The sequence below is a fragment of the Alcaligenes sp. AB3 genome (genome assembly GCF_031844565.1).
GTDB lineage: Bacteria > Pseudomonadota > Gammaproteobacteria > Burkholderiales > Burkholderiaceae_B > Alcaligenes > Alcaligenes faecalis.
On sequence record NZ_JAUZVM010000001.1, the window covers coordinates 127472 to 146439 of the forward strand.

At 56.7% G+C, this 18968-nt stretch carries 19 protein-coding genes; 13 read left to right on the forward strand and 6 right to left on the reverse strand.

What is annotated here, in order from left to right; all coding sequences use genetic code 11:
• Positions 1 to 4 precede the first annotated feature (4 nt).
• The 6 genes from Q9R35_RS00550 to Q9R35_RS00575 are packed head-to-tail and all read left to right on the forward strand — an operon-like array spanning position 5 to position 6808.
• Positions 5 to 985: a type II secretion system F family protein gene (locus tag Q9R35_RS00550; protein ID WP_125303489.1), complete on the forward strand. Its 981-nt coding sequence runs from the start codon at positions 5 to 7 to the stop codon at positions 983 to 985.
• Positions 986 to 990: 5 nt separating this feature from the next.
• The gene (locus Q9R35_RS00555) at positions 991 to 1989 is read left to right on the forward strand and encodes a tetratricopeptide repeat protein (RefSeq protein ID WP_052363026.1); all 999 of its coding nucleotides are present in this window, start codon (positions 991 to 993) and stop codon (positions 1987 to 1989) included.
• Between the two features lie 25 nt (positions 1990 to 2014).
• A complete protein-coding gene (locus Q9R35_RS00560) occupies positions 2015 to 2503 on the forward strand; it encodes a DUF3613 domain-containing protein (RefSeq protein ID WP_311219177.1) in 489 nt (162 codons plus the stop codon).
• A 34-nt stretch (positions 2504 to 2537) separates the two neighbouring features.
• Entirely contained in the window at positions 2538 to 4610 is a 2073-nt protein-coding gene (locus Q9R35_RS00565) for a pilus assembly protein TadG-related protein (RefSeq protein WP_311219178.1), read from the forward strand.
• Between the two features lie 20 nt (positions 4611 to 4630).
• Positions 4631 to 6034, forward strand: a complete 1404-nt coding sequence (locus Q9R35_RS00570; RefSeq protein WP_042488373.1) for a sigma 54-interacting transcriptional regulator — start codon at positions 4631 to 4633, stop codon at positions 6032 to 6034.
• Positions 6035 to 6094: 60 nt separating this feature from the next.
• Positions 6095 to 6808: a DUF2968 domain-containing protein gene (locus Q9R35_RS00575; RefSeq protein ID WP_045930406.1), complete on the forward strand. Its 714-nt coding sequence runs from the start codon at positions 6095 to 6097 to the stop codon at positions 6806 to 6808.
• A gap of 122 nt (positions 6809 to 6930) precedes the next feature.
• Here Q9R35_RS00575 and Q9R35_RS00580 read toward each other — a convergent pair whose 3' ends face one another.
• The 3 genes from Q9R35_RS00580 to Q9R35_RS00590 are packed head-to-tail and all read right to left on the reverse strand — an operon-like array spanning position 6931 to position 9572.
• Complete coding sequence (locus Q9R35_RS00580) at positions 6931 to 8103, reverse strand: VWA domain-containing protein (RefSeq protein ID WP_063691242.1); 1173 nt, start codon at positions 8101 to 8103, stop codon at positions 6931 to 6933.
• Positions 8093 to 8713 carry a GNAT family N-acetyltransferase gene (locus Q9R35_RS00585; protein WP_086068419.1) on the reverse strand — a complete coding sequence of 207 codons (621 nt, stop codon included), beginning with the start codon at positions 8711 to 8713 and terminating at the stop codon, positions 8093 to 8095. Before Q9R35_RS00585 ends, Q9R35_RS00580 begins: the two co-directional genes overlap by 11 nt.
• A gap of 1 nt (position 8714) precedes the next feature.
• Positions 8715 to 9572 (reverse strand): MoxR family ATPase, encoded by an 858-nt coding sequence (locus Q9R35_RS00590; RefSeq protein ID WP_311219179.1) that lies wholly within the window; start codon positions 9570 to 9572, stop codon positions 8715 to 8717.
• A gap of 217 nt (positions 9573 to 9789) precedes the next feature.
• On the opposite strand from Q9R35_RS00590, the gene Q9R35_RS00595 reads away from it, so the two are divergent.
• On the forward strand, positions 9790 to 10146 hold the full coding sequence (locus tag Q9R35_RS00595; protein WP_009456766.1) for a c-type cytochrome: 357 nt from the start codon (positions 9790 to 9792) through the stop codon (positions 10144 to 10146).
• Positions 10147 to 10162: 16 nt separating this feature from the next.
• Positions 10163 to 10531: a c-type cytochrome gene (locus Q9R35_RS00600; RefSeq protein ID WP_311219180.1), complete on the forward strand. Its 369-nt coding sequence runs from the start codon at positions 10163 to 10165 to the stop codon at positions 10529 to 10531.
• A gap of 15 nt (positions 10532 to 10546) precedes the next feature.
• On the opposite strand, the gene Q9R35_RS00605 is transcribed toward Q9R35_RS00600, so the two are convergent.
• Positions 10547 to 10975: a DUF1841 family protein gene (locus Q9R35_RS00605; RefSeq protein WP_045930267.1), complete on the reverse strand. Its 429-nt coding sequence runs from the start codon at positions 10973 to 10975 to the stop codon at positions 10547 to 10549.
• A gap of 267 nt (positions 10976 to 11242) precedes the next feature.
• Between Q9R35_RS00605 and icd the strand changes: the two genes are divergently transcribed.
• The 3 genes from icd (at position 11243) to Q9R35_RS00620 (ending at position 15381) form a co-directional block, all read left to right on the forward strand.
• Positions 11243 to 12499, forward strand: a complete 1257-nt coding sequence (gene icd / locus Q9R35_RS00610; RefSeq protein ID WP_042488358.1) for an NADP-dependent isocitrate dehydrogenase — start codon at positions 11243 to 11245, stop codon at positions 12497 to 12499.
• A gap of 308 nt (positions 12500 to 12807) precedes the next feature.
• On the forward strand, positions 12808 to 14043 hold the full coding sequence (locus tag Q9R35_RS00615; RefSeq protein WP_042488355.1) for an acyl-CoA dehydrogenase: 1236 nt from the start codon (positions 12808 to 12810) through the stop codon (positions 14041 to 14043).
• 3 nt (positions 14044 to 14046) lie between these two features.
• Complete coding sequence (locus Q9R35_RS00620; RefSeq protein ID WP_042488353.1) at positions 14047 to 15381, forward strand: carboxylesterase family protein; 1335 nt, start codon at positions 14047 to 14049, stop codon at positions 15379 to 15381.
• 14 nt (positions 15382 to 15395) lie between these two features.
• Here Q9R35_RS00620 and Q9R35_RS00625 read toward each other — a convergent pair whose 3' ends face one another.
• Positions 15396 to 16292 (reverse strand): PaaX family transcriptional regulator C-terminal domain-containing protein, encoded by an 897-nt coding sequence (locus Q9R35_RS00625; RefSeq protein ID WP_052363022.1) that lies wholly within the window; start codon positions 16290 to 16292, stop codon positions 15396 to 15398.
• A gap of 147 nt (positions 16293 to 16439) precedes the next feature.
• Complete coding sequence (locus Q9R35_RS00630) at positions 16440 to 16745, reverse strand: Dabb family protein (protein ID WP_042488350.1); 306 nt, start codon at positions 16743 to 16745, stop codon at positions 16440 to 16442.
• Between the two features lie 291 nt (positions 16746 to 17036).
• Here Q9R35_RS00630 and Q9R35_RS00635 point away from each other — a divergent pair, with 291 nt between their 5' ends.
• Complete coding sequence (locus Q9R35_RS00635) at positions 17037 to 17534, forward strand: flavin reductase family protein (protein ID WP_035272120.1); 498 nt, start codon at positions 17037 to 17039, stop codon at positions 17532 to 17534.
• Positions 17535 to 17629: 95 nt separating this feature from the next.
• On the forward strand, positions 17630 to 18925 hold the full coding sequence (locus Q9R35_RS00640) for an MFS transporter (RefSeq protein WP_311219181.1): 1296 nt from the start codon (positions 17630 to 17632) through the stop codon (positions 18923 to 18925).
• Positions 18926 to 18968: the final 43 nt, after the last annotated feature.

Genomic DNA, 18968 nt, shown 5'->3' on the forward strand with positions numbered 1-18968 from the left:
AGACATGATGGCCTTGGAAGCACAAACCGTTCTGGTCTGGGGAGCCGTGGCTTGCGCTCTGGCTGGCCTGATTCTGTTTGCCTTGTGGTTTCACAACCATTGGCAGCAGCGTCAGCAAGCCATGCGCTTGAGCCAGGTCGTTGATGAACGCCTGAAGGGTGCGCCACATACGTCGCAAGCGCCCAGCCAGTCTCGTCAGACGGTGGAACAGATCAAGATCCAGGCAGGCAGTCTGGGGGAGCGCTGGCTGAAAGGGCGCTTCGGCTCCAGTCTGCTTAGCGAAGAGGACCGCGTGCTCATCATGAATGCCGGCTTCAAGCATATTGACGTGGCGCGGCAGTATTTCGTCTTGAGTCGAGTGGGGCTGAGCCTTCTCCTGATTGTTGTGTTCAGCTTGCTGCCCATGACTCGCAGGCTGAATGAATATGTGCCGTTTGTGTCCGTATTCATTGGCTTTGCCCTGGGCTGGATGCTGCCCAAATGGTGGCTGGCACGCCGAGTCTCGCAGCGTCGTCTGCGTATCGCTGCCGAGCTGCCCCTGTTTGTGGACCTGCTGCGTTTGCTGCAAGGCGTGGGCCTGTCCATGGACCAGACCTTGCACACCATTGAGCGCGAGTTTCACGACGTGATTCCCGTCATGGGTTCCGAGCTGACGATTGCAGTTGAGCAATATGCCCGTGGCCGTACTCGTGAACAGTCCCTGGAGCGCATTGCCAGCGGCTTTACCAACGAGGATCTGGCCGTGATTTGCCGTCTGATTGTGCAAGTGGATCAGCACGGGGGCGCCATGCAAGAACCCTTGCACCGCTTCGGTGTGCGTCTGCGAGAGCAGCGCCGTCTGGAACTGAAGGCCAAGGTGGGCAAGTTGACTGTGAAGATGACGGGCGTCATGGTGCTGACCTTGTTGCCTGCCTTGTTGATCATTACTGCAGGGTCAGGTTTTCTGGCCTTGTTCCGTGGCTTGAGCCAAGTGGCCGGAGGATGACTTTGATGAAAACGTCGAGATGGATTCGTCCCGTGATGCGCTGGGCCGCACTGGGTTTGAGCAGCACCTTGCTGGTGGCGTGTTCCACCACGGATTCGGCTTACGAGCTGGTGCGTCAGCAACAGGAGCAGGAAGCCTTTTTGCAGAGCAAGGAAATCGAGCATTGGGAAAAACGCAAACCCACTGACAAGCAGATGGCGGTACGCATGCTGCAAGAGACGCAAAAGCAGGGGCGTTACTTTGCGTCCCTGGCCTATGCCGAGGCCATGGAAAAAGAGTACGGAGCGGATCCCGAAGTCATGGTGTTGCGGGCTGAAGCGCAGCGTCAAACCGGCCAGTTGGAACAAGCTGCCCAGACCTTCAAGGCTTTGCTGAACACGCCAGTCGCCGGCCAGGCCTATCAGGGCTTGGGCTTGATTGCAGGGTCGCAACAGCACTTTGATCAGGCCGCTCATTTTCTGAAGCAGGCGGCGCAGCAAGATCCGACCAATGCAATTGTGCAAAGTGATCTGGCCTATGCCTACTTGCGCTCGGGTCGCCCTCAGGAGGCGCGTCTGGCCCTGGGCAAGGCGGCCGAACTGGCTCCGGACAACCCCAAGATCTTGAGCAATATGGCCTTGTATTTGCTGGTCAGCCAGGAAACGCAACGGGCTGGCTTTGTGATGCAGCAAGCGGGTATGGACGCCGCAACCCAGCAAGCCATTGTGCAGATGGCAGAACAAATTGGACAGGATCTGGAGCAATTGCACGCCCGTCAGCAAATGCAGAAACAACAAGAGCTGCGCATGGCAGCGGCTGCAAAGGATGAGCAGGCCAGAGCTCAGGCGGTGGCATTGAGTCCGGCAAGCCCGGCGCCAATGGGGCAAGTGGTCTTGAATCGATCCGCTCAGGCTCAAAATCCGGCGGTGGCTCGTCCAGCAGCAGTCGTAGTGTCGTCTACGCAAGCGGGCTTGAATCGCCCCTTGCTGGAAAGTCTGGGCCCTGTGTCCTCGTCAATGAATTGATTGCCGTTTTTTCAAGGATATCGCAATGAACCGATCCCGCATTTTGGCCTGCTGCACCTTGTTGATGGCCAGTAGTGCCTGGGCGCAGACACAAGCTCCGCTGACAGGAACCATGGTTTCAGGCACCAGCACCTACCCGGTCAGCACCAGCCCGGCAGCAGCCGGCAATCAGGGGGTGCATACACCGGCCGCTCCGGCGGCGGAAACAGCGCCCGCTGAACGTCAGCCTTACGAGAAGTACCGCTTGAGTGATGAGGAAGTCCACCCTTGGCCTGAAGTGGAAGGCCTGCCTGTGCATGTACAAAACGAGCGTCGTCATATTCCGCCACGTATCGAGGTCGGCCCGGATACCCGCAGCCTGCTCAGCATGCAGGCGGATCCGGACCGGGAAGGCAAGGTCTTGCCCGTGCATGGTGCGGCAGCGAATCTGGCCTGGGAGCGTTACTTGAACAGTTTCAAGCATCCCATCCCCGAGTACATGAAAGAGCGCATCAAAACAAACGGTAGTGATTAAAGCCCACAGGGCTGGAGCGGGTCAGGAGAGCGAGATGAAATGGGGAAGAACTCGAACCCGGAACGAGCAGGCGCACAAGCAGCAAGGTTCCATTATTGTGCCTGCGGCCGCCGCGTTGCTGGTGGGGCTGGTGTTGCTGGGTGCGGCGCACCTGGGACATAACTTCCATGTGAAGCGGGGGCTGCAAAACGCGGCTGACCTGGCTGCACTGGCGGGGGCGCAGGCTTTGGGTTCCGGGGATGCGCTGGGTTGCCAGCAAGGTGAAAGCATGGCCAGGTTCAGCCTGAATAGCCAGCCCGATTCGCCTGCTGCGGGTTTGACAGGCGATGGCGCCAAAGTCCTTTGCGGTAAATGGAATAGTAGCCACAGTGATCCGGCCCAGCGTTTTGTTTCTGCCTTGCCCGCTGATTCCGTGCGCGTGCATTTGAGCTATCAGCCGCCTTCCTTGTTCCCTTTCTTTACTTCCTCGGTGATTGAGGCGGTTGCCACCGCCAAGAACAGTGAGCCGGTTGCGACCTTCTCCGTGGGCAGTCGCCTTTTGTCCTTGAAACGCAATGGCCTGGTCTATAACCTGCTGCGTGGCGTGGGCCTGCGTCCCGATCAATTGACGGTGCTGGATTCGGCCGGTCTGGTCAATGCCAAGATCACGCCTTCCGGCTTGTTGAAAGCCTTGGGGCTGCCTGCAACGGTGATCGCGGGTGTGGGTACGCCGGAGGAGTTGGCGCGACTGGAGCAGCTGACTTTGGCGGATCTGCTTAGCGCCAGCCTGGATTTGCTGGATCAGCAGAAAACATTGGGCCTGGATGTGGGGGCCTTGCAGGAATACATCCGCTTGCTGCTAGGTGTTGGTCCTCTGGATCTGCCCGTCAAGTTGCTGGGTGATGGCGGTATTCTGGCCTTGATCGATGGCGTCGATCCCTTGTCGGCTTTGAATGTGAATCTGGACGTGCTGCAACTGGTCAATACCGGCTTGGTAGTGGCCAACGGCCAGAACTTGATTGATCTGAATCTGACTGCACTGCCTTCCGGTTTGACCAATATGTTCAATAACGCACTGGATCTGCGAGTGCGGGTTGTGGAACCACCCAGTATCGCTATGGGCGGGATAGGCACCAAAGCGAACTCGGCGGGTGTGCGTGTCTATCTGAATCTGGACACGTCCAAGATCCCATTGGCAGGCCCGATCTTGAAAGTGCTGGGAACTGAAGTCAGCTTGCCAGTCATTATTGAGCTGTCCCAAGCCACGGGTGAATTGGTCAATATTTGCCGCGCACCGATTGCCGAGAATCAGGCCACGATTGCGGTCAGCTCCTCGCTGGTGAACGTGTGTCTGGGCAAGTTCCCGCATTCGGATTTCTTTTCGACCAGCAATAGCTGCAAGGATGAATCCTTCGGGCAAATTCAGCGCCATCGTGTCATCAATGTGTTGGGTATCCTGCCGTTGACAGCCAAGGTCACCTTGCCCTTGATTGATACCAAAAAACCGGTGCATGTGACCCTGACCGCGCCTCCGGGCGAGCCGTCAGAGGCAACTGTCAACGCGACCCAGCTGGACTTGTCCCGCAGTGTGCGCCTGCTCTCTGATGCGGTTCTGTCGGGCATTTTGGGTGACTTGCTGAACACACCCTGGAGCGGTGCATCCGGCAAGCGTCAGATGGCAGAAAGTCTGGTGGGGGATGGGGCAGGTCGCTCAGTGTCGGCTGTTGTGAACGAGATGAACTGGTCCAAGGAGCGCATGGAGCAATTGTCTCGAACCATGAGCCAGAACGGCTTAATTGGTGTGCTGGGCGGAACTCTGGGCTTTGTCGATAATTTGCTGACAACCCTGCTGGGCGCGCCCTTGAGTGATCTGGCCTGCGTGATCGGTGGTATTGGTGGTCAGCAAGCGATGCGCGAGTGCCGGACAGGTGCGGTTGAGGTATTGGTCTTTAAAGACTCCAACCTGGTTGGTGCCGTATTAAGTCTGGTTGTCGCGTTGCTGGACCCTGTATTGCAAGGCTTGAGCGCGCTGCTGGAAGAACTGTTGAAGCTGCTGGGCCTGAGCCTGGTCGAGGCTGATGTGAAACTTCACGATGTGCAGTGTGGTACTGCCTATCTGGTGCAATAGGGCGGGAGGCGAACACAGCAATGAGTGTCAGCTTTATGGGTAATGAACCTGTTTTATACGTCTGGGAGGGCAGCTCCGATCTGGTGACGCGCGCTGAGCGTGCCATGGAACCCAGCTCGGTAGCGGTCATGCGCGTAGAGCCTTCCCTGGTGCTGGATGCCGAGCGTCATCCCACGCGCCATGCGGTGGCACTGGTGTCCGTCAGTGTGATGGCGCAAGGGCGTTTTGAGCAGCACCAGTGGCTGGTCGAGCACGCCATTCCGGTGATCTGGGTGGCCTCGGAGGACCGAGGTTACGACCCGCGTTTTTACCCCTCGGCCTACTCCTATACCTTGCCCCTGTCCTTTAGTCAGGCTGAACTGCGCACGCTGGTCGCCAAGCTGGCCGGACTGACCGCACAGGTCGAGCGCGAAGGGCAGGGCGGCCCCCAACCATTAGTAGCCGTATCGCCTGTGATGCGGGCCCTGATTGCTGAAGCCGATATGTATGCCGATAGCGGGGCCAGTGTCCTGATTCATGGCGAAACAGGTGTGGGCAAAGAGCGCATTGCTCAGCTGCTGCACGAGCGCTCTTCACGTGCTCAAGGTCCCTTTGTTCCCGTCAACTGCGGGGCGGTTCCGGAAGGTTTGTTCGAGGCCCATTTCTTCGGCCATGCAAAAGGGGCTTTTACGGGTGCGATTGGTGCCCATAAAGGCTACTTTGAGCAGGCAGATCAAGGGACCTTGTTTCTGGATGAGATCGGGGACTTGCCCTTGCACCAGCAGGTCAAGCTGCTACGAGTGCTGGAGCAGCGTTCGGTAACGCGCCTGGGATCGACACAACAGATCCCAGTAGATTTTCGTATGGTGGCTGCCACCAACAAAAACCTGTTGGGGCTGGTGCAACAAGGCCAGTTCCGTGCAGACCTGTATTACCGTCTGGCCGTGGTGGAGCTGCTGATTCCGAATCTGGAGCAGCGTGGCTCCCAGGAAAAAATCGCCATTTTCTGCGCCTTGCTGGAACAGGCCCTGGAGTGTGATGTCGAGGATATCCCTCAATGGGTATTGGATGCGGTGGGCAGCATGCGCTTTAACGGCAATGTGCGTGAGCTGGCCAATCTGGTTGAGCGCGTTGCTGTCATGAGCAAGCAGTTTGGGGCTTGGGAGTCAGTGCAGTTGCGACAGGTGCTGGAGCGCTTTAATGCCCCCGTTATGGCACCCGCCCTGGCCTTGCCTGATGATGCGCCTATTCTGGAGCGGCCCGAGCCCGTCATCAGCCTGAGTGCACAGGAGCAGGAAGAACGTGCCCGTATTATTTCGGTTCTGGATACACAGAACTGGCGACGTCAGGATACCGCTGCCGTATTAGGGATTTCTCGTAAAGTATTGTGGGAAAAGATGCGCAAATTCAACATAAAGGCACAAGATGCGACAAGCCGCGTTTAGAATACGGGCTGATTCTGTGTATCAAGCTAAACACAAAAAATTGATTATCAAGGGATGGGTATGGTGAACCTTAGTCAGAAGACGGCGGTGTTGCTGTCCATGGGAGGACTTCTTTTATTGTCAGCGTGCAGCTCGGTGTCTTTGGTACAGGAACCAGAGCGGCCCGTGGTGGCGCAAACCCAAGAGCAAGAGGTTGAAGAGGTAGCCCCGGTTGCGGCTCCAGCAGCTGCGCCTGCGCCCGCAGCGGCCCCGGCTTATCACAACACCACTGTGGCTCAGCTGCAGCAGCTGATTCAGGCCCGTGCCGTACAAGAGCTGCGTACCGCCTATAACGGCCGCTTTGGTGCCAGCCTGTTGTTCTCCGCCGAAAGCATGACCTATTACGTGGCCCTGTTCCAGCAGCGTGAGTTCTGGCGCGTCTTCAAGACCACCGACGAATCCCTGGCCGAACGTATGTACACCCAGTACCGTCAGGACACGGTGGACTACGCTGCCGCCGATCTGGAGCGCATCAAGCTGCAGGCTGAAGTTGCCAAGGCTGAAAAGCAATTGAATGAAAGCGCGGACCAACTGACTGTGTTGCAGAACGATCTGGCATTGCAGCGTCAGCAGGAAGCCTTGGCCATCGCCCAGCGCGAGGAGTCCCGCCGCGAAGCCCAGGCGCTGGCTGAACAAGAGCGTGAAGCCCGAGAGCAGTTGCGTGAATTGCAGAGTCAGATCAAGGATCTGGAGCGACAACGTGCCGGGATGTTGCAGCGTCAGAGAGGTCGTTGATCGCTGCAGTAGCAAAGCCTGATGGAAAGCCCGCACAGTCGCAAGATTCTGCGGGTTTTTTAGTCGTAAAAAAAGACCCGAAATTCGGGTCTTTTAATTTCCTGCTTGATAGAAGTCTGACGCTACCGCGACAAGTACCGCATCGCCTCTTCCAGCCCTGCACTGGTAACGGGGTACATGTGGTCGGACATCAGGTTTTGGATGATGGCGATGGATTGGCGATACGGCCAATAAGCCTGCGGTTCCGGGTTGAGCCAGGCAATACGCGGCCAATGGTCGTTCAGGCGTTGCAGCCAGGCCGCGCCAGTTTCCTTGTTGTAGTGCTCGACGGAACCACCTGGAGCCATGATCTCGTAAGGACTCATGGTGGCATCGCCCACGATGATGATGCGCCAGTCCTCGTTGTACTTGCGCAGCAAATCCCAGGTTTCCAACCTCTCGCTTTGACGGCGCGAATTGTTCCGCCAGACTGATTCATACACGCAGTTATGGAAGTAGTATGCCTCCAGGTGTTTGAATTCGGAACGTGCGGCCGAGAACAAGGATTCCACCTGAGCAATGTGGTCATCCATGCTGCCGCCTATATCCAGCAGCATCAGCACATTGACGCGGTTTTGTCGCTCGGCCTGCATTTGCAGGTCCAGCATGCCCGCATTGCGAGCCGTCTCGCGTATGGTGCTGTCCAGATCCAGCTCGGTAGGGGCGCCCTGGCGCGCAAAGCGGCGCAGGCGTCGCAACGCCATCTTGAAGTTGCGTGTGCCCAGTTCCTGCTGGTCGTCGTAATCCACGAACTCGCGCTTTTCCCAGACCTTGATGGCGGTACGGTTGCCCGCAGAAGGGCCGCCGATACGGATACCTTCGGGGTGATAGCCGCCGTGTCCAAATGGGGATGAGCCGCCCGTGCCGATCCACTTGTTGCCACCTGCATGTCGCCCTTGCTGCTCTTTCAGACGCTCTTTGAACATCTCCAGCAGTTTTTCCAGACCATGTTTTTCCAGCGCGGCTTTTTGTTCCGGGGTCAGGTTACGCGTCAGGGTTTTGCGCAGCCAGTCCTCGGGCAAGGTTTTATCTTTGGCCAGTGCTTCCAGTTGCGGTTGATAGAACTCGCCAAAGGCCAGATCAAAGCGGTCGTAAAGCGTTTCGTCCTTGATCAGCACCAGTCTGGACAGATGATAGAAGTCGTCCAGCGTGGGGGGCATGATCCCTTTGCACAATGCGTCCAGCAGCGTCAGGTGTTCCTGGATGGAAACCGGCAGGCCGCGTTCGCGCAGGTGGTAGAAGAAATCAAGCAACATGGCCGTGCTGCCTTAGTTTGTCCAGCAAGTGGGCGCGGGTATCGGGCCATTCGCCTGCCATCAGGCTGTAGAACATGGTGTCACGTATCGTGCCGTCGCGACGGATGGCGTGGTGGCGGACCCGCCCGTCAAAACGCGCTCCCAGGCGGGTGATGGCTTGCTGGGACTTGAAGTTCAGGTGGTCGGTGCGCCAGCCTACGACTGCGGCTCCCAGGGTGTCGAAGGCATGTTGCAGCAAGAGCAGCTTGGTCGCGGTGTTGACGTGGCTGCGCTGGGCGCTGCGGGCGTACCAGGTGTAGCCTATTTCCAGGCGGGCCAGCGGCGTGACAATATCGTGATAGCGTGTCGTGCCGACAGCCCGGCCTGTGCGCAGATCGCGTACAAGAAAGGGCAGCATATGGCCTTGTTCCAGGCCGTCCAGTGCTTTTTGTACATAGCCCTGAGCCTGACCGGGGGCGGGCACGCTGGTCACGCGCACATTCCAAAGCTCGCCATCGGCAGCGGCGGCTTCCAGCAATTCCACATGCGCCAGTTGCAAAGGCTCCAGACGTACGTCCCATCCTTCCAGTGTCAGGGGAACCAATGGCTGGGAGAAAGCGCTTGTTTGCATATCAGCTCCGGCGTTGGCTGCGTTGGCTCATGGCGGCCAGACGCTGCATCAAGGACAAGTCCTGTTCGTTTTTCAGCAAGGCTCCGGCCATGGGGGGCAGGCCTTCATCCAGCTCGTGCAGAGCATCGGAAGGAATGTCGTTGGCCAGCAGCAGACGCAGCCAATCCAGAAATTCCGAGGTGGACGGTTTCTTCTTCAGACCAGGGACGTCACGCAGGGCAAAGAAGGTGTCCAGGGCGCTGGACAGGATGTCGCTGCGCAGATTGGGGTAGTGCACGGCCACGATCTGTTCCATGGTCTCGCGCTCGGGAAAGCGGATGTAATGGAAGAAACAGCGGCGCAGGAAGGCGTCGGGCAGGTCTTTTTCGTTATTGGAAGTAATGATGATCAAGGGACGATGACGAGCCTTGACGGTTTGGCGAGTTTCGTAAACATGAAACTCCATGCGGTCCAATTCCTGCAGCAAGTCGTTGGGGAACTCGATGTCGGCCTTGTCGATTTCGTCGATCAGAACAACAGTGGGCTCTTCGGACTCAAAGGCTTGCCACAGCGTGCCCTGCACAATGTAGTTGCCAATGTCGCGGACTTTTTCATCGCCCAGCTGGGAGTCGCGCAGACGCGAGACAGCATCATATTCATACAGGCCCTGATGCGCCTTGGTGGTGGACTTGATATGCCATTGCAGCAGGGGGCGTCCTAGGGCGCGAGCCACTTCCAAAGCCAGCAGTGTCTTGCCGGTTCCCGGCTCGCCTTTGATCAACAAAGGGCGTTGTAGCGTCAAAGCGGCGTTGACGGCCAGCTTCAAGTCATCGGTGGCAACGTACTGGTCGGTGCCTTCAAAACGGGTCGTAGTAGTCATAAATCGGCTCAAACTTGTACTTAAAATGTTGATCTGTCAAGAATAGAAACTCGGGTATAAATACTAGTATCAGTCATCCTTGGCAATTATCATACAATCGACTCAGTACTCGTCGGTCAGCATCACAGAGCCAGGTGTCGCGTTGATTCACCTTTTGCTGCAATAGACGCAGAGCCTGACCCGGACCGTTTTCAACTCCACGACAAAGCGAATAGCGATGATGAAGTTGCAAATGAAGCGGTATGTCTCTTTCTTTCTTCTGGCCTCAAGCTCCTGTCTGCCCTGGGCAGCCCAGGCGCAGGATTCCGAGCCGATCAAGGCCAATCCCGAGGCGGCGCGCGACAAGATCTCCATGTGCATAGGCTGTCATGGCTTGCCCGGTTACAAGGCCAGTTTTCCCGAGGTCTATCACGTTCCCATGATTGCCGGGCAGGGGGCTGCTTATATAGAAGCAGCACTCAAGGAGTATGCCAGCGGCGCCCGAACCTTCCCCACCATGCAAGCCATTGCGCTGAGCTTGTCCGAACAGGACATGGCGGATATTGCCGCGTACTACGCGGGCAACAAACCTTGAGGACGGGGAGGCACGTATGAGAAAAACAGTCTTGCTGGTGGCAATGGGGCTGATGGTCGGGGTGGCCGGTCAGGCAATGGCCGCTGAAGATCTGGTCAAGGCAGGCGGGGAAGCCTGGAAGAATCTGAATTGCGCATCCTGTCATGGCGACGATGCGAAAACGCCCTTGAATCCGGAATATCCCATTCTGGCTGGCCAGCATGCGGATTATTTGCGGCAGGCCCTGATGGCCTATCAGCGCGGTCAGGCCGGAGCGCCGGCTACCGCCAATATTCGCAAGAATGCGGTCATGGGGGCGATGGCCAACACCATGAGTCAGGCTGATATCGACAGCATCTCGGTATGGCTGTCGCGTCAGCCCGGCCCGTTGAGCAATAGAAAATAGAGCAGCTCGCGGCGTCTAGTCGCGTGTGCTGTGGCGCAAGATCAATTCGATATAGCGCTCATTGTTCAGTGGTGTGCCCAGACGTTGTGCTTCCCAGATCACCTCGCCCAGCGCTTCCATGATGATATGCGCTGCGGCGTGCTGGTCGTGCTTGGTCAATAAGCGCTGATAAGCTCCCTTGATGCCCGGAGGCTGGTCAATGGACAGTTGCTCGTTGATGGCCAGGTGCATGGACAGGTGCAGAAAAGGGTTGCTGCGCCCTTGCTCCACCGAATAGTCCTGGTTGACGGCGTCGGCGTTGCGCAAATCGTCGTGGTACTCAGGGTGCTGTTGCACCAGATCCACCGCCATGGTTTCCAGAGCGGTCAGCAGATGACCACTTTGGTGCTTGTCCCAAGCTTCAATGAAAAATTGGCGAACCTGCTCGCGAGAGGGGTTGAACATGGTGGAATCGAGAAAAAAATAGTCAGAAAATGCGAATCTTTGGCGCGCATTTTACGGGAAACTGTGGGGGCGTCTGGCCGGCACAAGCCGCAAGCGTGGCCGTGTAGAATGGATAAGTTGTCAAGAATGCAAGCATTTTTGGCAAGCTTTGAGTTTACAGGTGCCTGAATACGCGCGAATTAAGTTAAACTCTTATATAAGACTTCGGAAACGCAAAAGCGTTCCGTGTTTAGCTATCCCTAATATTGGAGCACAACTGGAGCATCCATGTCCTATCAGCATATCAAGATCCCCGCGTCGGGGCAGAAAATTACAGTTAACGCGGATTTTTCCCTGAATGTTCCCGATCAACCCATTATTCCTTACATCGAGGGTGATGGTACGGGCGTGGATATTTCGCCTGTCATGATCAAAGTGGTCGACGCTGCTGTTGCCAAAGCTTATGGCGGCAAGCGCAAGATCGAATGGATGGAAGTGTTCGCCGGTGAAAAATCCACCAAGGTGTACGGTTCCGACGTGTGGCTGCCAGAAGAAACGCTGGATGCCGTTAAAGACTACGTCGTATCCATCAAAGGCCCTCTGACGACTCCCGTTGGCGGCGGCATCCGTTCCCTGAACGTGGCCCTGCGTCAGCAACTGGACCTGTACGTCTGCCTGCGCCCAGTGCGCTACTTCAAGGGTGTTCCTTCGCCTGTGCGTGAGCCAGAAAAGACCGAAATGGTCATTTTCCGCGAGAACTCCGAAGACATTTACGCCGGTATCGAATTTGCTGCTGAATCCGAAAGCGCCAAGAAGCTGATCGACTTCCTGCAAACCACTCTGGGCGTGAACAAGATCCGCTTCCCCAATACCTCCGGTATCGGTGTCAAGCCTGTTTCCCGCGAAGGTACCGAGCGCCTGGTGCGCAAGGCCATCCAGTACGCCATCGACAACGATCGCTCTTCCGTGACCATCGTTCACAAGGGCAACATCATGAAGTTCACCGAAGGTGGCTTCCGTGATTGGGCTTACGAACTGGCTCAAAAAGAATTCGGCGCTGAATTGATCGACGGCGGTCCATGGTGCAAATTCAAGAATCCCAAGACCGGTCGCGAGATCATCGTCAAGGATTCGATTGCTGATGCCTTCTTGCAACAGATCCTGCTGCGTCCTGCCGAGTACGACGTTATCGCCACACTGAACCTGAACGGCGACTACATCTCCGACGCTCTGGCTGCTCAAGTGGGTGGTATTGGTATCGCCCCCGGTGCCAACCTGTCCGACTCCGTGGCCATGTTCGAAGCCACCCACGGTACCGCTCCCAAGTACGCTGGCAAAGACTACGTGAACCCAGGTTCGCTGATCCTGTCCGCTGAAATGATGCTGCGTCACATGGGCTGGACTGAAGCTGCTGATCTGATCATCTCCAGCATGGAAAAATCTATCACCTCGCGTAAAGTGACATATGACTTTGCCCGTCTGATGGAAGGCGCTACTCAAGTGTCCTGCTCCGGTTTTGGCGATGTCATGATCGAAAACATGTAATGAAAACAGGCTGTTAAAGCCGGTTCTCTACATGAAAAACCGCCGACCTTCGGGTCGGCGGTTTTTTTTCGTCTCATGCTGTGGCGGGCTGGTCTGCTCCCGTCTCTTTCTTCTTGTTTATGCTCAAATTATTTTTGATCGTTAGTTTTATGCAATCAAAAATAATGAGAAATCGTGATTTTTTCTAGGTGAAAACCCGGATAAATCGCATAAAATAAGTAATTTTGACGGTTTCTATAATTATTAATATTGCGATTATCTAACGATAGCTATAAATTTGCCATATCAAATAATTCTAAGGAGCAGTTATGGCTATCACAGGAGCTACATTGGTCGCCGAGCGCGAGCGGGTCACCGTCACCCAGGCACCATCCCGTCAGGAGACCGAGGAGATTGTGGGGCGCATTCACGAAATCGGCCCGTTGCTACGCGAGCTGGCCCCTCAGGCAGACCGTAATCGCATGTTGTCGGATGAGGCGGTTCAGGCTTTGGAATCCACCGGGGCCTGGCGCATTTCGGCCTTGAAGCGCTACGGCGGTTACGAGGGTGGGGCGGACATGCTCTTGCAGTGCGCCAGCGCCGTGGGCTATTACGATCCGGCGGCCGCCTGGTGTGTAGTGATCTCGAATGGCTCGGTGATGTTGGCCAACCGCTTTAGCGATGCCATGCTCGATGAGGTGTTTGCGGATGGCCCTATCCGTGCCGCGTCCATTTTTGCCCAGCCGCAAGGTACGGCAACGCCGGATGGTGATGGCTGGCGCATTACGGGCAAGTGGCCTTTTGCCTCGAACAGCAACCACTCGGACTGGGCATTGGGGATTCTGTTCATCAAGGAAAGCGAGCTGGTCGAGCCTACCGTGGGCTTTGTGCTGATGCGTCGTGATGAGTTTGAAATTCAGGACACCTGGTACACCATCGGCATGCGCGGTTCCGGCTCCAACACCATGGTGGCTGAAAACCTGTGGGTGCCCAAAGAGCGTCTGATCACGTTTCAGCAATTGATGGGTGATGTGCAGGAGCAAGATCCCTTGGCTACGTTTGGCCGTCGTTTGACGCCGCACCTGACCATGTCGACCTGCATTCAAGCACCATCGTTGGGAGCGGCTCAAGCTGCCGTGGATTTCACCAGTGGCGTCAGTGGCAAACGCGGCATTACCTATACCCATTACAAGAAACAGTCGGATTCGGGGGCATTTGTGCAGAACCTGGGCACGGCCAGTATCCAGATTGATGGTGCCCGCTTATTGTTGGAACGCGCTGCGGCTCAAATTGATGCTGCTGCCTCTGGCACAGTGCCGATGCCCTTGGAGCTACGCGCCCGCCACCGCGCCGGGATCGGCCATGCCGGACACGAACTGGTGGATGCCGTGAATAATCTGTGCTGGTTGCATGGCACGGCCTCCTTTGCGGAAAACAGTCTGCTGGGCCGCATGTGGCGTGACATTAATACAGGTACTCGCCATGCCTCGATTACTGCGCCGATGGGATACGAGCTGCACGGCAACGGCATGACCGGTACGCCTTATATTTCCAACAAGCTCTAAGCCATGACGGCGACATTGCTGATCAATGCTCCCTCGCGTCGTTGTCGCGCTGATGGCGTAGAGGTGCAGGCCTGGTATGGCCTGCGTTACGCCCAAGGCACGCGCCGTTTTGAAGCGGCGCGGGCGACGACGGGTCGGGTGGCAGCGACATCGCTGGATCAGGTGCCTGTATTTCCGCAGCGTCCCAGCCGCCTTGCTGCAGTCATGGGCGCAGGCAGTGCCAATCCGCAATCTGAAGACGCTTATTTTCTGAATGTGTGGGCACCCGCCCAAGCGCAAGGTCTGCCCGTGCTGTTCTTTATCCACGGCGGTGCCTGGATGAGTGGCGGCGCTTCTTTGGATTGGTATGACGGCACCCGCCTAGCAGCGCAGGGCATGGTGGTGGTCAATGTCAATTATCGTCTGGGTGCCTTGGGACACTTGGGTGATGCACAAGCGAACGACTTGCCTTTGCCAGCAGCCGACCTGCTCTTGGCGCTGCAGTGGGTGAAGGATCGTATCCATGCCTTTGGTGGCGACCCGGACAAGATCACCTTGATGGGGCAATCGGCAGGTGGCTGGTATGCGCATTTGCTTAGCGTGCTGGAGTCCACACGAGGCTGGATTGACCGTGTGGCTTTGCTCAGCATGGGAACGCGCACGCCGTGGTCGCCCGAGCAGCAAAGAAAAACTACGGAACGCGTGCGACAAAGCCTGGGTGATCAATGGCTGACGGCGGACGTGGATACCTTGATGCAGCACGGCATGGTGGCCTTGGAAAAAGAGCCGCCACGTTTGGCTTATGCTCCTTCGGCATTCTTGCCGGTGGCCAGTGCGGAGATGCCGCCGGATTTATTGAATCCTGACTGGGCGGCGCAAGCCTGCCATGCACAGGCGGTGTATCTGCGCTGTACAGCCCAAGAGTCCTCGGTGTTCTTTTTTGATGTGCCTTTTCATCGGCAGGCGACGCAAGAGCAGGTCGATCAGGCTTTGAGTGTATGGCCTGTGGAGGATTTGCCAGACTGCCTGCTGCGAAATGGGGCGTATCAGGGAGTAGAGTCGGGCCTGACGCCGTATCAGCAAGTGGTGGCAGCTTCGTCCTGGTTGCAGTTTCAGCGTTTTCCCACGCAGTATGCGGCCAGTTTGAAGGCTGCGGGGCATTCTGTGGTTTGGAATGACTTCACGGAACAAAGCCCGCTTGAGGGGGTATTTAGCGGGCATTGTTTTGATTTGCCGTTTCAGTTTGGCAACCTTCAGGCCTGGCAGGATGCACCCATGATGCAGGGGGTGACGCAGGAGCGGTTTGAACGTATCGCCCAGGACTTGATGGGCGACATCGCTCGCTTTGCAGGGGCGTAACGAAAGGAGAGGGCTTACTCCGTGCCGCGAGCCTTCCAGTTTGGAATGGCTTGCTGCACGTGTTGCGAGCTCAGGGGGCTAAGCAGTCGATGCAAGTCACCAAACAGTTTGCGGGCCGTATTGCCTACCCAGTTGTCAGGCAATAGCTCGGGGGCCAGGCCAGGATCCAGAAAGGGCAGTCGGCGCCAGCGTGTCACCATGGGCATATAGAGTCGGAAGGCTTCCAAAGGGTCGCCCGTGCCCTGGCGCAAAGCGGTTTGCCAGACTTCAACCTCGTGCTGATACGAGTTCAAAAAGGACTGGTACTCATTGGCCAGCTTGTCCCAATTCCACCAGCGGGAAATCTTTTCCTGAATATCGCTCAGGCCACTGGGTTCACAGGTGAACAGCTCAATATAGGGCCAGAGCTGGTGCTCGCGTATGTACTCGACAGCTTCCGCCTGCAAGCGCGCCGGGCCTATATACAGGCCCGCATTCACCGTGCCAAAACCCATGCGGGCCAAGCCCGTACGAATCTTGTGGCGATGTTGACGTTCGCTTTCCGGAACGGAGAAGGAAACCAGCAGCCAGGGGTCCCGAATATTCATGGAGGGTGAAGAGAAAATCCGCTCGTCACCGGCTTGCATATGCGGTTCCAGCTCGGCGGCCAAGGCATAGCCCTTACCGGAGGCGGCTTGCTGGCTGACCAGCACACCTTTTTTCTTGAGTCGGGAGATGGCGGATCGCACGCTGGACGGTTCAGCTCCCAGATCGGCCAGCAGTTGGACCACGCTGGCCACGGGAATGATGACGCCGGTGGGGCGGGCGAACAGGCCGTAAAGCGTCAGAATGTAGTGATGCGGGGCAAGTTGCTCGTGCTCGCCATGGTCTCGGCTGGCGATGAACTCATCAATCGCGACGCTTGCTTTCATTCTGTTTTCCGGTGGTGGGGCTGATTGCTACCCATTTTTGATAGTAGGTTTGTAGCGGGCCATTTTACCGTGCGTGCCCCGGCGGCGCTAGCGCGGCCGCATGGGGGCTTGTTACGTCTTGTGTGCCTGGGTGGCGGCTGGGATTTCTCAGGGCAGGCTTTCCTCCAGCACGCTGTCCAGTACCACGATGTCTTGAATGTGTGGAGCGATGGCATCCAGCATGGCCTGATGGGCATCGCTTTCTCTGTAAGCATCCAGAGCATCCTGGGTGCGGAATACAGACAGCAGGGCATGGCTATAGCGCGCAGAGCTGCGCGACAAATTCGGCACCCATTCAAAGCGCTCTATGCCTGGGCACTCCTGGCGTATGCGGATAAAGGCGTGGTCCAGCTTGGGGGCCAGCTCCGGGCTGAGCGGGGTGTGGGGCGCCATCAAAACGATATGTAGATACATGTTTTCCTTTGGGCTTGAAAAGGGGGCGTTAGCCTATTTTTATTGCAAATAAATAATGACGAAAGATAATATGCAATAAAATTTAGGTGAATTGTATAGGTCTATAGCTTTTAAAACGACGATTTTTCATAGGGTTAATACCTAAAATCAACAAAAAACATCCTTGATTGACGTTTTTGTTATTGCAAATAAATGACGATCGAAACAGAATTGAGTCCAAGCGAGCAAGCGGTAAAAGAGCTCGCCTCATTTTGGGTTTTGGGTCTTTAACGCCTGAGCAGAGTCATCGTCATGAAAGAAAACATAAGTGGGTTGGGAGCCAGGGCGGTACGCGAAGCCTTCGGACACTTTCCATCGGGGGTAGCGGCCATTGCGGCTGTGCTCGATGGCAAGCCGCAAGTCATTGTTGCGTCCAGCTTCTCCGTAGGGGTATCGCTGGATCCGCCTTTGGCCGCCTTTTTTGTGCAGAAAAGTTCCTCGACCTGGGCGCTGCTGTCTCGCGCCTCGCGTCTGGGGGTGTCAATTTTGAGTGCTGAACATGCGGCTATTTGCCGTCAGCTGGCCGGGCCGGACAAGGACAGCCGCTTCAGCGATATTGAGGTCGAGTTGACCGAGGAGGGGGCCGTCCATATCCAAGGGGCATCAGTCTGGTTTGACTGCAGTGTTTTTCAAGTGCATCCGGCCGGGGACCACGATGCCGTGCAATTGCTTATCCACGATGTGCAGATCGAGCGCGAAATCTCGCCACTGATCTTTCATCGTTCTCGTTTCACGCAGTTGGTGGCCTAAGCCGCCGTATCAAAAACAATAAACAAGAAGCATAACTATCACAGTGAAGGGGACATCTCTTGGACGCACATATATCATCTTTGCGCGAGCAGCCCATGACTGCCGCGCAGCGGCGACGCGTTATTTTGGGGGTTGGGGCGGGTAACGCCCTGGAGTGGTACGACTGGACGGCTTACTCGATTTTTGCTGCCTATTTTGCCAAGCAGTTTTTTCATAGCGAGGACCCACTGGCTGCATTACTGGGCACGCTGGCGGTGTTTGCCGTGGGCTTTTTCATGCGCCCCTTGGGAGGCATCTTTTTTGGCTGGCTTGCGGACCGCAAAGGGCGACGTTTCACCATGACCTTGTCCATGCTGGTGACAGCCTTGGGCAGTCTGGTGATTGGTATTGCACCCACTTATGACATGGTTGGCCCAATTGCCGCCTTGTTCTTGTTGACGGGGCGTTTGCTGCAGGGGATTGGTCACGGCGGGGAGGTGGTTTCTTCCTTTACCTATGTCACCGAAATGGCGCCTGCTCATAAACGCGGGCTGTGGTCTTCCTCTGTCTTTGTGTTTGTCACGATCGGGGTCCTGGCGGCTGTCTTGCTCAGTGCCTGCCTGACCAGCCTTCTGGGTGAAGAAGTCGTTCGGGCCTGGGCATGGCGTGCGCCCTTTGTATTGGGTGGTGCCTTGGGGGTATATGCACTGTATCTACGCAGGAAGCTGGATGAAACCCCCATGTTCAAAGCCCGTCAGGCTGCAGCACAAGCGTCAGGCAAAACGGCACGCCCTGGTGCGCGGGTGTTCTGGGCGGAGGTCTGGAAGTACCGCAGCGCCTGCTTGCGCGTGTTTGCCTTGTCGGCAGGCGGCACCGTCCTGTATTACGTCTGGGCCATCATGGCGCCCACCTTTGCCATCACCTCCCTGGGCATGCCTGCCGCCAAGGTGATGTGGGTGGGGGTAGGGGCCAATCTGTTCCTGATTCTGTGTCTGATTTTCTGGGGCGCATTTTCGGATCGTTTTGGTCGCAAGGTGAACTGGTACTTCTTTTCTATCGGCTCCATCATCAGCATTATCCCGCTGACCATGGTGCTGACTGGCGGTCAGGGCGAGATCTGGCGTCTGGTGGTGTTCATGGCAGGCGGCATGCTCTTGATCTCGGCACCCACGGCTATCATGCCCGCCTTTTTCCCCGAGCAGTTTCCCACCCGTATTCGAGCGGTCGCCATGGGTTTGCCGTATTCGGTCGCCGGTGCCCTGACGGGCGGGACCGCTCCCTATTTGCAAGCCTGGCTGCATTCCATCAATCAAAGGCAGGTTTTTGACTGGTACCTGATTGGCCTGTGCGTTCTGGCCCTGTGGGCCACCATTGCCTCGCCCGAGACCAAGGGCAAGGATTTGCACGACTGATGTGTATAGGCGCTGCCCGGCTGAAAGAGCCGCGCAGCGCCTT